The 13,945-nt window shown below is 63.0% G+C and carries 10 protein-coding genes; 3 read left to right on the top strand and 7 right to left on the bottom strand.

Annotation, left to right across the window (positions count from 1 at the left end; genetic code table 11):
- Positions 1-92: 92 nt before the first annotated feature.
- Positions 93-380, bottom strand: coding sequence for a hypothetical protein (locus DV706_RS07000; protein WP_006065331.1), 288 nt, complete (start codon positions 378-380; stop codon positions 93-95).
- Positions 381-777: 397 nt separating this feature from the next.
- Between DV706_RS07000 and DV706_RS06995 the strand changes: the two genes are divergently transcribed.
- Entirely contained in the window at positions 778-1,935 is a 1,158-nt protein-coding gene (locus DV706_RS06995) for an MFS transporter (protein ID WP_006065332.1), read from the top strand.
- An 11-nt stretch (positions 1,936-1,946) separates the two neighbouring features.
- Here DV706_RS06995 and DV706_RS06990 read toward each other — a convergent pair whose 3' ends face one another.
- The 5 genes from DV706_RS06990 to DV706_RS06970 form a co-directional block, all read right to left on the bottom strand.
- Positions 1,947-2,726: an alpha/beta fold hydrolase gene (locus tag DV706_RS06990; protein WP_049889697.1), complete on the bottom strand. Its 780-nt coding sequence runs from the start codon at positions 2,724-2,726 to the stop codon at positions 1,947-1,949.
- An 85-nt stretch (positions 2,727-2,811) separates the two neighbouring features.
- Positions 2,812-4,080, bottom strand: coding sequence for an ArgE/DapE family deacylase (locus tag DV706_RS06985; RefSeq protein ID WP_006065334.1), 1,269 nt, complete (start codon positions 4,078-4,080; stop codon positions 2,812-2,814).
- A gap of 170 nt (positions 4,081-4,250) precedes the next feature.
- Positions 4,251-5,762: a tripartite tricarboxylate transporter permease gene (locus DV706_RS06980; RefSeq protein WP_006065335.1), complete on the bottom strand. Its 1,512-nt coding sequence runs from the start codon at positions 5,760-5,762 to the stop codon at positions 4,251-4,253.
- On the bottom strand, positions 5,759-6,643 hold the full coding sequence (locus DV706_RS06975; RefSeq protein WP_006065336.1) for a hypothetical protein: 885 nt from the start codon (positions 6,641-6,643) through the stop codon (positions 5,759-5,761). Before DV706_RS06975 ends, DV706_RS06980 begins: the two co-directional genes overlap by 4 nt.
- 215 nt (positions 6,644-6,858) lie before the next feature.
- Positions 6,859-7,869 (bottom strand): Bug family tripartite tricarboxylate transporter substrate binding protein, encoded by a 1,011-nt coding sequence (locus tag DV706_RS06970; protein ID WP_193787981.1) that lies wholly within the window; start codon positions 7,867-7,869, stop codon positions 6,859-6,861.
- A 219-nt stretch (positions 7,870-8,088) separates the two neighbouring features.
- On the opposite strand from DV706_RS06970, the gene DV706_RS06965 reads away from it, so the two are divergent.
- Positions 8,089-9,393 (top strand): ArgE/DapE family deacylase, encoded by a 1,305-nt coding sequence (locus tag DV706_RS06965; protein WP_006065338.1) that lies wholly within the window; start codon positions 8,089-8,091, stop codon positions 9,391-9,393.
- A gap of 101 nt (positions 9,394-9,494) precedes the next feature.
- Here the strand turns inward: DV706_RS06965 and alaS are convergent, their stop codons facing one another.
- The gene (gene alaS, locus DV706_RS06960; protein ID WP_006065339.1) at positions 9,495-12,269 is read right to left on the bottom strand and encodes an alanine--tRNA ligase; all 2,775 of its coding nucleotides are present in this window, start codon (positions 12,267-12,269) and stop codon (positions 9,495-9,497) included.
- Between the two features lie 215 nt (positions 12,270-12,484).
- Between alaS and DV706_RS06955 the strand changes: the two genes are divergently transcribed.
- Complete coding sequence (locus tag DV706_RS06955; RefSeq protein WP_006065340.1) at positions 12,485-13,930, top strand: ATP-binding protein; 1,446 nt, start codon at positions 12,485-12,487, stop codon at positions 13,928-13,930.
- Positions 13,931-13,945 lie beyond the last annotated feature (15 nt).

Here is a 13,945-nt window from a genome sequence, read left to right as displayed (position 1 = left end):
CGAGACAACAGCAATAGCGCCGCAGACAGATTTCCGTCCGTCAGCTCCGGCGCGAGGAGAGGTACACCGGGCATTCGGGATAGGAGCCCGTCTCAGTCAGCACTGGACGTAAGCGGACTGCAGGTGGGACACGTCTGTGGATCCTCACAGTCGAGCGTCGCGGGGCCCTCGTCTTCGGGCGGCGCAGTTGTGGCGTGTTCGTGGTCCATCGGCCGCTGTCCCGCGGCGTAGGTGCTCGTTCCGGGCTGGGTGTTGGTTATCGAGTAGAGCCCATCTCTCGACCGGGTATCAGCGTAGATGCCGTGCTGGACCGGGTCTTCCGACGTGCGGTTCGACAGTGTGTCGAACAACGCTCTAACGTACTCTGATAGCCCAGTCATTTGTGTTCATAGTATGATTGAGTCTCTATTCAACTAAATGCTTCGGTCGCATGTCGACCCAATCGACTGTCTGCACCCATCTATCGTGATAGAGCTTACCTCGATGACCGTACGCCCAAATCCCACCACACAGAGACGTCAGTCGCTGCGCAGCTCTGATTGAACGAACTCAAAAATGAGGGCGCGAGATAACGATCGAATACTCGAATTCGAGACGGAATCACGTGCGTGTAGCCGTTGATCTCTCATCGGAGCAATGGCGTCGAGCGGCTGCGAGCGGAACTTTGGGGCGTGTACTCGAGAACACAGCGCTGGCTCATCTCCTCGAGCTGTCTCCAAACGCACAGGTTCGGTTCGGTTTCGGAACGCTTGAGAGCCACTGTTTAAAATAGCAGTCGTGGCCCGCGCCCGACTCCTCGCATCCCTCTGTGGACTTGTCTTTCTCGTCAACCTCGCCAGAATCATCTTCGCGCCGCTTTTAGACGTCTTCATCAGCGAGTTCGCGATCGGTGAGGGGACCGCTGGCCTCATCGTGACCCTCGCCTGGATCGGGAGCGCCTCGCTGCGGCTCCCGACTGGCTGGCTGCTCACGAAAGTCCCGCGTCATCAGGTCGTGCTCGGCTCCGGTGTGATCCTCGCGGTGTCGTCCGCGTTCGCTGCGACCGCGACGACCGTGCCACACCTCATGGCTGGGGCCTTCTTTATGGGAATCGCCTCGGGTGTCTACTTCGTCTCAGCGAACCCGCTGTTGAGCGAGCTGTACCCCTCCCGGATCGGACAGGTCATGGGTATCCACGGGGCGGCCAACCAGATCGCCGCGGTGATCGCTGCCCCGTTCGTCGTGCTCACGTTGGTCGTCGACTGGCGACTCTCGCTGTGGGCGATCGCCGTCGGAGCAGCAGTGGTGACGGCCTACACGTGGTTTGCCGCGCAAGGAACCGAGATGCCGGCGGCGGGTGCGGACGACCGCAATTTCGTCGCCGGCGCGCTGTCGGAGTGGCGGCTCATCGTGACCGCACTGGTGATCGTCGGCGCGGCGTCGTTCGTCTGGCAGGGGCTGTTCAACTTCTATGAGCTGTACATGCAATCGAAAGGGCTCTCCGATCGAATGGCTGGCACGATGCTCACGATCGTCTTCGCCGCCGGCGTCCCCGCGTTCTACTTCGGCGGCGACCTGGCCGATCGGCTTCCACACGTTCCGTACCTGCTCGGCATCGTCGGGACGTTCTCCGCGAGCATGCTCGCGTTGACGATGGTCGACGGCCTGCTTCCGTTGCTCGTCCTCACCGGCATCATCGGATTCGTCATCCACACCCTGTTTCCCGCGACGGATACGTACCTGCTCGACACGCTCCCGGACTCGACACGAGGCAGCGCCTACGCCGTCTTTAGCTCGAGTTGGATGCTCATGCAGGCGCTTGGCTCGTGGGTCGTCGGACTGCTCATCGAGTCCGGACTGACGTACGATGCGGTGTTCGGCGGCGCTGCTGCCCTCCTCGGCGCGTCAGTCGTCGTCCTCGTCGTCCTCGAGCGAACGAACCGGCTCCCGAGCTGATCGACCGAAGACTACTCGTCGGCAGCCGGCTCGAGCCAGCCGACGAGTCGGTCGTTGACCGTCCGCGAGCGCTCGATAAAGCAGAGATGGCCCGCGCCCTCGAGTTCGATGTACTCCCCGCGGGGCAAGCCACGCGCGAGAGTCTGCCCGGCCGAAGGGGCGACCAGTTGGTCCTCGCTGCCGTGGATCACCCGCGTCGGCTGGGTTACCTCGACCAGCCAGTCGCCAGCATCGAACTCCTCGAGCGCGGCGACCTGTGCCGCCCAGCCCTCTCGGTCAGCATCGCCATCGGCACGCCAGTCGACGATGCCTTCGAGCACGTCGGATTGGGCCTCGAGGAAGTCCGCTGAGAGCCCGGCTGAAAGCGACTCTCGCAGCGCCTCGCGGTCCGTCGGCGGCGCGAACAACGGCTCGAGGTCGTAGGCGTCGCCACTCGCAGCGGTGCCAAAGAGGGTCAGCGTCTCGACGCGACTCGAGTCTCGAGCGGCACGAAGCGCGATCGCCCCGCCGAGGCCACAGCCGACGAGGTGGGCTTTTCGGATCTCACAGTCAGCCAGCACCGCCTCGAGATCATCGACGAGCGTCTCGAGGGAGTATGGGCCGGGTGGGGTGTCGGAGCGGCCTGTCCCGCGCAGGTCCCAGACGACGACCTCGGCGGGGCCAGCGAGGGCGGCGTGTTGCCAGCCCCACGACCAGCCGCCGAGGCCGGCTGCGGAGACGAAAACGATAGGGTCGCCCTCACCATCGCGGTCGTAGTACAACGAGACGGATCCGTTCGAGGCTGTCGGCATACAGGTACTGGGTGGGCCGAGCAAGGCGACCGTTTCGGTTCGGGACGACATCTCGGGGACGACTCGAGAGCGCCAGCAACCACGTTCAGGTCGTCAGAAACACGCTCGCTGCAGTCGCAATCGTCTCACCAGCCGTCAACACGTCGTCCCACTCGATCGACTCCTCGGGGAAATGGGCCTGCTGGATGTCACCGGGACCGAACACCACCGTCGGGATCCCTGCGTGCACGTAGTGACGGCTGTCGGCACCGTAGGTCGCCCCTCGAGGCTCGGTCGCTGTCAGCCCGGCCGACGCCATCGCGTCCTGGACCGCCCGAACGATCGGCTCGTCCGCATCGATCTCGGCGGGTTCGAACTGAATCGAAAACCGCTCGAAGTCGGGCGGGTTCGAGTCGAAAAACGGATCGTCTGCAACGAGCGTCGACAGTCGCTGCTCGAACTCTCGTTCGACCTCGTCGACCGTCTCGCCCGGCGCAACGCCGATTCGAAGCTCCGCCGTGAGTTCGTCCGGGACCGACGACGCCCAGTTCCCGGCCTCGACGCGGCCAACACAGACGGGCCACGGGATCGGGAACTCCTCGTACAACGGATGTGTGACCCGCTCGCCGCGTTCGGCCTCGAGATCGTCGAACGCGCGACGGATCCGCTCGAACGGCGGCAGGACCGACTGGCCGTGCCAGCGCGTCGCCGCGTGTGCCGACCGCCCCTCGAGACGGAGACGCTTCATCAGACTTCCTTCGGTTGCGATCACCGGCCGACACTGGGTCGGTTCGGCGACGATCGCCGCATCTCGAGAAAAGGGATACGGGTTCTCGAGCGCCGCGGCCGCCGCGCCGATGCCGCCTTCCTCCTCACCGACCACGCTCTCGACGACGAGCCGGCCGTCGATGGCAGGCTCCGCCGACGCGAGGTGTCGTGCCGCGAACACACACGCTGCTAGTCCGCACTTCATATCGGTCGCGCCACGAGCGGTCAGCGTCTCGCCTGTCTCGCCGTCGCCATCGGTCCAGCGCGGCTCGAACGGGTCTGCGTCCCAGCCGTTGCCGGCCGGAACGACGTCGACGTGTCCGTTCAACACGAGCGTCTGCCCCACATCGGGGTTGCCAAACTCGAGGACACCACCCACGTTCGGTCTGGCTGCCGTCTCGATGGCGGTTGGATCGTCGGGAAACGAGGGGTGGTTCGCGAGGACGTCGGGATCTGCCTCCCACTGGTAGGTCTCGAACCCCCACTCCTCGAGGGTATCGGCGAGCCAGCGCTGGGCAGCTGCCTCGTTCCCGGCGGTCGTCTCGAACCGACACAGTTCGTCGGCGAACGACCGTAGCGCGTCGTTCCAGGTCGTCGAAAACTCCATACGCGACTCTGGGGAGGGGACGGCAAAATACCAGCGGGAATCCGGCCGCATTCGTGTCGGACGGCATCGAATACGTGCGGATCAACTGTCGAAAGCCGGTTCGAACGAGCAAAAGAATCGTCCTGGCACAACGGGAGAACAGGAAGACCGCGACGGCTACCGGCGTCCCCTCACGCCTGTCGCTTCACCCACCACTGCTTGACGTACGGCCCGAAGACGAGCAGTACGATGAGCACGCTCAGTATCAGCGACAGCCAGCGGCCGTACTCGAACGGGTTCACGAAGATCATGAACGAACCGTCCGAGAGCTGCAACGCGGTGTAGAGGTTCCCCTCGGCGATGTCCCCGAGCACGACCCCGAGGACGAACGCGATCACCGAGTAGTTGTACCGCACCATGTAGAACCCGATGATCCCGAAGACGATGACCGTCAGAATGTCGACCGGGTTACCTCGCAGGGCGTAGGTCCCCAGGAACGAGAGCACAACGACCATCGGAATGATGTAGTTCGTGTCGATCTTCGTCAGGTAGCCGAGTCGCGTAACCATCGAGAGGCCGACGATGAGGATGACCACGTTACCGACGAGCAACGCCAGCAACAGCGTGTAGGTCAACTGGAGTTCGCCCGACGGATCGAACATGGCCGGACCGGGTTGCAGTCGGTGCATGAGCAGCCCACCGATGAGAACCGCGGTCGACGAACTGCCCGGGATACCGAACGAAATTGCCGGCACGAGCGATCCGGCGACGGTCCCGTTGTTCGAGGCCTCGGAGGCGATCACGCCGACCGGGTTCCCGGAGCCGAACGACTCGGGATCTTGCGACGAACGGACCGCTTCGGAGTACGCGACGAAGTTAGACACCGTCGCACCCGCACCGGGAATCGCGCCGACGATCATCCCGATGTTTGCGGATTTGAATACCGTCATCGGGTGTTTGAACGTCAGCGCGATGCCTTCTTTGATCCCCGCCCGATCGATCTTGACGTCACCTTCCGCGATCCCACCCTCCTGTCCGGCGAGTTTCATCATCTCCGCGATCGCGAACAGTCCGATCAGCACCGCAACGAAGTCGATCCCGTCGTAGAGGTACAGCGTCTCGGCGTACCGACGGTCGAGCGAGATCGGCTGTGCGGCCCCGACGGTCGTGACAAGCAGCCCCGCCACGCCCGCAAGCAGCCCCTTCGCGGCCGAGCCCCGAGTGACGACGGTAATCATCGCCAACCCGAGGATCGCGACGAGGAATCGCTCCGGCGTTCCGACCGCGAGCACCATCTCGACCAGCGCCGGGGAGAACAGGATCAGCGCCGTGATGGTGAACAGCCCGGCCACGGCGGACGCCGTTGCGGAGATGGCCAGCGCCGTGGCTGCGCGCCCCTGTTTGGACATCGGGTAGCCGTCGAACATCGTCGCCGCCGACGAGGAGACCCCAGGCGTGTTAATCAACACCGCGGCAATTGAACCGCCGTACATCGACCCGCTGTAGACGCCGATGAGCAGGATGATCGCGCTCGCGGCCTCCATCGGAAGCGTCAACGGCAGGATGATCGCCATCCCAAGTGGCGGTCCGAGACCGGGGAGTCCGCCAACGATGATCCCGATAATGATGCCAGCGAACAGCCAAAGCAGGATCTCAGCGGTCAACAGAGTGTCGATCGCGCCGACGAAAGACTCGAGCGTCATACGATCGAAACACCCCAGATGAGCGCCTCAGGAGCGTGCGTCAGCAGGTTCGGCCCGTGTGTGAAGGCGATCAGATCGGTCGGCGTCGGCAGTTGCCAGCCGGTAAGCCAGCCGGTTGCAATCTCGCCCTCGACAAACTCGTAGAAGAGTATGGCGATGACGAAACTCAGGACGGTGATCGCGACCGCCCGGATCTTCTCCATCCGCACCCAGATCGTCCAGAGTGCGACGAAGATCGGGGTCGCATAGAGCATCCCGATCGAAAACGTCAGCAGCATGTACAGCGCACAGAGCGCTCCGGTGAAGACCGGGCCGCGCGGATCGTCGATATCGTAGCTGTACATCGCGGACGAGTCGGAATCTGATTCATCGGGTTCCGATTCGTCGTCGGGTTCGGCCTGTCCCACGGACGGCTCGTCGTTGCCCCCCATCACCTGCACCGGTTCGGCGACAAACGACTCGACTGCGGATCCGAAACGTTCGCGGAAGCCGATCGCGGCGACCAGCAGCACGGTACCCGAGATGAGGTACAACAGCCCGTCACCGGTGTCGAGAAACGTCATACCCCCGTCGTAGACGAGGTACGCGCCCAGCACCGCGGCGAGCAGCGGGCCGACGGTTTGCAGGTAGTTCCGCGCGAGCAACAACAGCGAGAAGACAATCGTCGCGCCGGACATCATCTGCGGAAACGTCTGTGCTGCTGGCGAGAACTCGGAAGCGCCTCGATACATGTAGACCCCGACGACGAGAAACAGGACCAACAGCACGTGTTCCATCGTTGGTCGCTCGCCTAGTAGCCGCTCGCCGCCATCGACCACCTTGGTGAGGACGGGATCGATGCGGTGACGGAGTTCGTCTAACGGTGTGTGTTCTTGGTCCATACTGACTCTCGTCCAGCGGCTTCGACATCGGGTACGGTTCGTTCGGCGTCGAAGATCTTCAGCCGACGTCTCTCGAGTTGAGGATCCTGCTTCTCCCAACTGGTGTCCCATTCAGCGTATACCATTCCTAACAGTGAATCTATGTTGTATGTAGTGATTTCCCGCCCGTTCGCTCGGAACGAAATCGCACGGAGAGCGTACCGAGTTGCTTAGCCTTACTCTGCGTCCTCGGCCAGGTTGAGGAACTCGTCGAAGCCACCAATCGCATCGTCGACGTTCGACTCAATCTCCTCGATCGCGGCGTCGTTGTACTGCTCTTCGGCTGCGGCCATATCGCCATACTCGACGATGTTGCCGGTGTCATCCATCCATTCCTGCGTGTCGTCGTGTTCGCAGGCGTACTGGATGGCCTCAGAAATCTCCTGGCGTGTGTCCTCGTCCGTACCCGGCGGCGCGACCTGCACCTGGTAGAACTCGGTGAGCCAGCCGAGACTGTCTCCGTACTCGCTGATCCGATCGATCTCCGGGAACGTGTCCGTGAGATCGATGTCCATCAGGTTGACGATGGCGGACGCCTCACCGGAGTCGACGGCGTCGATAGCGGACGTGTTCGTCGCGATACCGGCTTCCACTTCGCCGCCGAGCACCGCTTCCTGCACCGGTCCGCCGCCGTCGTACGGAACGATGTTGTCGGCGTTGAGGTCGTACTCCTCCTGAAGCAACAGCGTCGCGAGGTGACTGTCGCTGCCGGCACCCTGATACGCGAAGTTACTGATGTCGCCATCTTCGTACGCGTCGCGGAGTTCGCCGTAGTCTTCGATCTCGTACTCGTTGTTAACGATGATCGTGTATCCGAAGATGCCGGAGTAGGCGATCGGTTCGAAATCGGTCGGATGCCAGTCGAGGGATTCGTCCGCTCGCCAGGTGAACGTCCAACCGGCCGGGTTGACCGTGCCGAACACGCTACCGTCGTCGTCCTGGTCGAGGAGCCACTCGCTGCCGATCATACTGCCGGCTCCTTCACGGTTTTCGATCTCGATTGAGCCGTCGAGTTCCTCCTCCGCAAGCGGTTGCATCTGGCGGGCGTACGTATCAGTTCCGCCACCTTCCCCCCACGGGATCATCCAGGTTCGCGTGTCACCATCGCCGCCAAGACAGCCAGCGAGGCCGGTCATTCCAACTGCACTCGCAGCACCAACGGATTTAACGAAAGTTCGTCTGTCCATGCCAATTGGCCACAAGAATCAGCAACTGATAATCTTTTCGCCAGATATCGTTCATGAGAATCATTAATTTAGAACAGGGTTAGAGTTCCCAATACCATATTTTGTTCACACAACATCATCTTTCCTTTTGTTTCTGATTGGCGATGACCCACAAATGAGCGATTATCTCTGTTACGGTCAGACGAATATGTATATCCCTGAGAAGCTCCATCACCCAGCATGGACACGCAGACCGCAAAGACACGAGTTGAAGGAAGTATCGCCGCGAGCGAGCGTGAGCTGCTCGAAATCCTCGAGCGCCTCGTCGCTGCGAAATCGATCACCGGAAACGAATACTGTGGACAGGCAGTGATGCTCGAGGAGTTCGACAGGCTCGGACTCGAGGTCGACACGTGGGAACCGAGTGTCGACGCACTCGAGGACCACCCTGGCTTTTTCCGGACGTCGTCGTACGACGAGTGCGGATACGAGGGGCGGGAGAACGCAGTAGCGACGGTCTCCGGAGCAGGTGACGGACCGACGCTTGCGCTCTCAGGGCACATCGACGTCGTTCCGGCGGCCCCCGAATCAGCGTGGGAGTCCGATCCGTGGACACTCCGTCGCGACGGCGACGAGATTTACGGTCGTGGCGTCTCGGATATGAAAGGCGGACTTGCCGCAATACTGCTCGCCGTCGACGTCCTCGCCGAGGAGGGTATCGACCTCGCAGGCGATCTCTACGTCCAGAGTACGATCGAAGAGGAAGCCGGTGGTGTCGGTGGCCTTCTCTCAGTACTCGAGCGAGGGTACGTTCCGGATGCCGCGATTATTCCCGAGCCGTTTGGCCTTCCGAACGTCGGCATCGCCAGCGCTGGCGTGATGTTCTTCGACGTGACGGTTCCGGGGAAGAAAGCCCATGCAGCCTGGGGACACCAGGGTGTTAGCGCCTTCGACAAGGCAAGCCACATTGCGTCGGCGTTGAACGAGCTCAACGACCAGCGACAGGCGACCATCGACTTCCCACCCGCCTACGGGGCCGATCCCTCGCTCGAGGGGCACGTGACGAACATCAATATCGGCGTCGTCGAGGGTGGCGACTGGCCAGCGTCGGTTCCGGCCGAGGTACTCATGAAGGGACGCGTCGGTTGGCCGCCGGGCGAGAGCCGTGCCGACGTTCGCGACGCGATCGAAAGCACGATCGAGAACGCAGCCAGCGAAGACGAATGGCTTGCCGAGAACCCGCCGACCATCGAGTGGACCGGCTGGAACGCCGCTCCACACGAGGTCCCTCGAGATGCCGAAATCGTCGAGATCGTCACCCAAAACGCCGAGTCGATCATCGGCGAGGACGGAACGTTCGTCGGCGGCAACGCCGCACTCGACGAACGGTTCTACAAGCGATACTACGACGTCCCCGTCGTCACGGCAGGGCCGTACGGCCCGAACCTCCACGGCGTCGACGAGTACACGACGGTCACGTCACTGCTCGAGACTGCACAGACGCTCGCAACGTCGGCGATCGACTACTGCGGAATCGCAGAGTGAACGCAGGCGAGTGTCGACCCCCGAGCCCGAGGCTCACCAGGGGTGGTCACGAGCAAAACCGTTTTTTCACGATTCGGCAGAGAACGCAGAGCGAAGCGAGTCTATGCGTCTTGGATCTGCCGCAACACGTCCGGCGCGTCCTCGAGTGCGTCGTCGAGATCGGCGACGTTCGGGCCGCCACCCTGTGCGAAGTCCGGTGGACCGCCACCGCCGCCGCCGACGCGGCCGGCGAGTTCGCCGACGACTTCGCCGGCGTTGACACCCGAATCGTCCGGGACGGCGACGACGAACTGGGCACCGCTTTCACCGCTGCCGAGGACAGCGATTTTGCCGTCCTCGACGAGTGCGTTCGCGGTCGCACGCAGCTCACCCATGTCGGCGTCGATTCGGTCAATGACGGCAGTCGTCTCACCGACGTCGACTTCCTCGCCACTGCCACCGCCACCGGCGCGAGCCGCAGCGAGCTGTTCTTTCAGGTCCTCGATCTCCTTGCCGCGCCCTTTCCACTCCTCGAAGAAGCGTTCGGCCGTGTCGGGCACGTCCGCCGGTGCAACGTCGAGGATGTCTGCGGCCTCATAGAGTGCGTCTTCGGTGCGCTGGCTGGACTCGATCGCGGCGTCGCCGGCAGCGAACGTGATTCGCTCGACACCGTCCTGAACGCGTTCGGTGTTCAACACTTTGATCGCGCCGATGTCGCCAGTGCGGGCGACGTGGGTGCCACCGCAGGCCTGGACGTCTTCATCGACGTGAATCAGTCGGATCTGTTCACCCGGCGGGATCCCACCTTGATAGAGGTCGAAGCCGTGTTCGGACTCGGCATCGTGGCGGTCGGGCCACTCCTGTGTCACGGCGGTGTTGTCCATCACGATATCGTTGGCGAGTGACTCGATCTGCTTGACGTCCTCGCGCGAGATGCGGTCGTAGTGGCGCATGTCGATCCGGGAGGCGTCGACGCCTTTCTGGGCGCCTGCCTGCCGAATGTGCTCGCCGAGGACCTGCCGAGCCGCGTGGATGACGATGTGTGTCGCCGTGTGGTGGCGCATGAGTTGTCGCCGGCGGGTGCCGTCGACCTGTCCGTTGACAAACCCGCCTTTACCGGGACTCTCGTCCGTTCGGTGGAGGACGACGCCGTCTTCGATCTGGACGTCTTCGACTTCGACGGTTGTGTCGTCCGTCGAGAGCGTCCCCCGGTCTGCGGGCTGGCCACCGCCCTCGGGGTAGAACATGGTCTGGTCCAGCACGACGTCGTAGCCCTCCTCGCGCTCGAAGACGTCGAGGACGACAGCTTCGAACTGCGTTCGCTGTTGGTCGTCGTAGTACAGTTTCTCTGTCTCAGGAAGATCCGCGAAGCGTTCATCTTCGCCTTCCTCAGCCGTCTCAGCGGTCTCAGGCGTCTCGTGGCGCTTTGCGACGAGACTGTAGAAGTCGTCTGGCACGTCGACGTCGGCTCCCGCATCCGCGGCGATCTCTTCGACCATATCGGGCTGGAGGCCATGCGAGTCGTAGAGTTCGATCAGTTCCTCGACCGGGATCGGCTCACTCTTTTCCGCGTACTCCTCGGCCATCGTCTCGACTCGGCGACCGCCGCGCTCGAGCGTCTCGCGATACTTTTCGACCTCGGTGCGGACGATGTCACGGATCGTATCACGGTTTTCGTACTCGAGGCGCTCGGCCTGCATGTCGACGAGCTCGTCGAGCGGTGCGTCGACACCGACAGTGTCACAGAGCCGTTTGGTTCGGCGAAGCACCATTCGGGTGAGATAGCCCGTCCCGACGTTCGAGGGGACGATGCCGTCGCCGAGCATGTAGGCGAGGGTCCGGCAGTGATCTGCGATCGCATAAATGTCCTCGAGCGGCTCCATCAGCGCCTCGAGTTCGCCGGCGTCGACATCGAGTTGGGCGGCAATCTCGCCGCGGGCGGTCTCCATGTCTTCGGCTTCGTCAATATCCATGTGGCCCGCCAGCTTGGCGGTGCGGTGGATCAACTGTTCTTCGTCGTCGGTGTGCTCGAGCTCTGCGTTGTCTTTGAGGAACTCGATCATATCGGGGTAGACCGCCTCGTAAACCGTCGGCGTCCCCTGGGAGACCCACGTCCAGCGCTCTAACCCGTAGCCCGTGTCGACGATGTAGGTGTCCATCGGGCTGTAACGGTTCCCGTCTTTCATTTCGTACTCGCCGTCGGGGTCCTGCTCCATCGACATGAAGACGAGCGTCGCGAGTTCGACGCCGCGGAAGATGACTTCCATCGCGGGGCCGGCGTTGCCGCCGCCGACCCATGGATCTTCGATATAGATGATCTCCTCTAAGTCGACGCCCAGTGACTCGAAGAAGCCGTCACAGAGTTCGACGGTCTTGTCTTTCCAGTAGACTTCGCCTTCGTAGGCGTACTCGTCAGGCGCGTCCTCGCGCGTGTTGAACGCGTGATGGGCCATCATCTCGAAGGCCATCGTGTGTCGGCCCGTCTTCCCGACGTTGTCGATGTCCTGCATCCGGATACAGGGCTGGCTGATCGTCAGCGGGTTCGCCGGCGGCGGCGTCTCCCCGCTGGTCACGAGTGGCTGGAAGTCGTAGATCGACGCCTGCGTCAGCAGGACGTCGTCACGCCAGCGGTTCGCCGCGACCGGGTAAGGGTCGATTCGCTCGTGGCCGTGGTCCTCGAAGAACGAGAGAAACGCCTCACGCATCTCCTCGAGGCTGTACTCGCTGTCGAAACCGGGGTTCTCGATGAAGCCATACTCTTCACAGGGGGGCTCACCGCAGGTTTCCCGGTCGTGATCGCGAGTCCAGAAATGCGCACCACAGCTCGGACACTCCTTGCGCTCGAAACCTTCCTCCTCGAAGTACTCGAGGCGGTATTCGTCCGCCAGTTCGCTCATTACACGTGTGTTCGCTAGCCAGCGCCTAAAACAGTTCCGCAACGTTTATTTTGAAATGTATAGGTGATCTGTGCCGGACAGCGAGTCGCTGTGCGAGCCGATTTCGTCCGCATCGATCCGACAGATGACTGTGTTGACAGGAGATTGTATCTCGATTCGGTGTATCTTTATCAAGGTGGAGATTCCGTTCCAGAACAGACGACCCACCTGCTGCCATGACTCACACATCGCGGCCACAGACGGTGCTCTACCTTGCGGGGAGCGAAGCGACAGCCCGCGAAGGGGCCGCTGCACTCGAGGCCGTCCCGTCGGGCCGGGAGCGTACGGTCTACCCACTGTCGACGGCGTCGGCCGGAAGGACGAGGACGTGGGTGGTCGACGTCGACTGCGTCGTCTTCGCCGAAACACCGACGACCGCCTCTGGGGCCAGCTTACTCGAGGTGAGCGAAGCCTGCGAGGAGACGCCGCTGGTGCTCTTTACCGACGCCTCCTACGCGCCGAGGACGGCACACGCCACCGAGGGCGTCGACGGCTACGTCCGCAAGGGGACCGACGATGCCATCTCACATCTCGCAGACGAGATCGAGTGGGTCTGTCAGGACGCGGCCGACTCGAACCCCAGCGATGCGTTTCGAGCCGCCTTCGAGGCCCTTCCCGAGCCGGCGCTGCGATACGAACGTGTCGACAATCGCCTCCTCGTGCGTGCAGTCTCCGACAGCTTCGTCGACGTCTTCGCCATCGATCGCGAGACGCTCGTCGACAGCCCAATCGATGGCGACGAGGGAGTCGTCCCGCCCGGAGTCGCGGGACAACGCGCAGTCCTGTCCGAGGTCGCCCGCTCGGCCGAGTGCCGACAGTTCACCAGCCGCCACGACACTGCAACTGGCGTTCGTATGTTCCAACTGACCGTCGTCCCCTGCCCGCTCGAGGCGACCGACCGTCGGTCAGACGGACTCATCATCTACAGCGACGTCACCGGAAAAACACAGCAGGCACGAACACTGGCTGCCACTCAGTCGCGGCTCGAAACGGTCGCTGACGGGCTCGAGGATGACGTCCAGACGCTGTTGCACGTCGCCGGCAGCTATCTCGAAGCTGCCGACCGAACCGGCACTCGAGCGCAGTTCGCGGCGGTCGAGAAGGCACAGACCCGACTTCGGAAGCGCGTCGACGAGCTGGCCTCGATCGCCCGTCGAGACGAGAACGTCGGCGAACTCGAGCCCGTCGCCGTCCACGACATCGCACGGCGGGCCTGGGCTTCTGTCGCGACCGGCGACGCCCGACTCGTCACCCCCGAGGCCACCGATCGAATCCTCGAGGCGGACAAGCGACGCCTCCAAGAGCTGTTCGAGCAGCTCTTTCGGACGGTCCTCGAACGCGAACGAGACGGTGAGACACAGCACAGAGCCGTCGTCGTCCGCAGCACCGACGACGGGTTCGCCATCAGGAGCCACGACACGAGCCGTGTGCCCGCAGTCGGCGACGGGGGCCTCGAGACGGTTCCGGTCCCCGAATCGCTGGCCACAGCAGACGGGACCGGGGTCGACAGCGGCCCGGTCGAACGCATCGCCGACGCGTATGGCTGGACGGTTGCCAGTACCAGCGACAAAAAGGGGACAACGGTCGTGGTCTCCGGCGTCGACGACGCCGAACTCACGTAACAACTCCGTCAGCAG

It is taken from the genome of Natronorubrum bangense (assembly GCF_004799645.1).
GTDB lineage: Archaea > Halobacteriota > Halobacteria > Halobacteriales > Natrialbaceae > Natronorubrum > Natronorubrum bangense.
The sequence above is the reverse complement of the archived record's forward strand: the minus strand, read 5'-3'. Positions and strand labels throughout refer to the sequence as shown.

Bases quoted from the DNA above. Each gene is read 5' to 3' on its own strand.
- alaS (WP_006065339.1), bottom strand. From the start codon at position 12,269: ATGAGCGAACTGGCGGACGAATACCGCCTCGAGTACTTCGAGGAGGAA.
- DV706_RS06975 (WP_006065336.1), bottom strand. From the start codon at position 6,643: ATGGACCAAGAACACACACCGTTAGACGAACTCCGTCACCGCATCGAT.
- DV706_RS06990 (WP_049889697.1), bottom strand. From the start codon at position 2,726: ATGCCGACAGCCTCGAACGGATCCGTCTCGTTGTACTACGACCGCGAT.
- DV706_RS06970 (WP_193787981.1), bottom strand. From the start codon at position 7,869: ATGGACAGACGAACTTTCGTTAAATCCGTTGGTGCTGCGAGTGCAGTT.
- DV706_RS06965 (WP_006065338.1), top strand. From the start codon at position 8,089: ATGGACACGCAGACCGCAAAGACACGAGTTGAAGGAAGTATCGCCGCG.
- DV706_RS07000 (WP_006065331.1), bottom strand. From the start codon at position 380: ATGACTGGGCTATCAGAGTACGTTAGAGCGTTGTTCGACACACTGTCG.
- DV706_RS06955 (WP_006065340.1), top strand. From the start codon at position 12,485: ATGACTCACACATCGCGGCCACAGACGGTGCTCTACCTTGCGGGGAGC.
- DV706_RS06985 (WP_006065334.1), bottom strand. From the start codon at position 4,080: ATGGAGTTTTCGACGACCTGGAACGACGCGCTACGGTCGTTCGCCGAC.
- DV706_RS06980 (WP_006065335.1), bottom strand. From the start codon at position 5,762: ATGACGCTCGAGTCTTTCGTCGGCGCGATCGACACTCTGTTGACCGCT.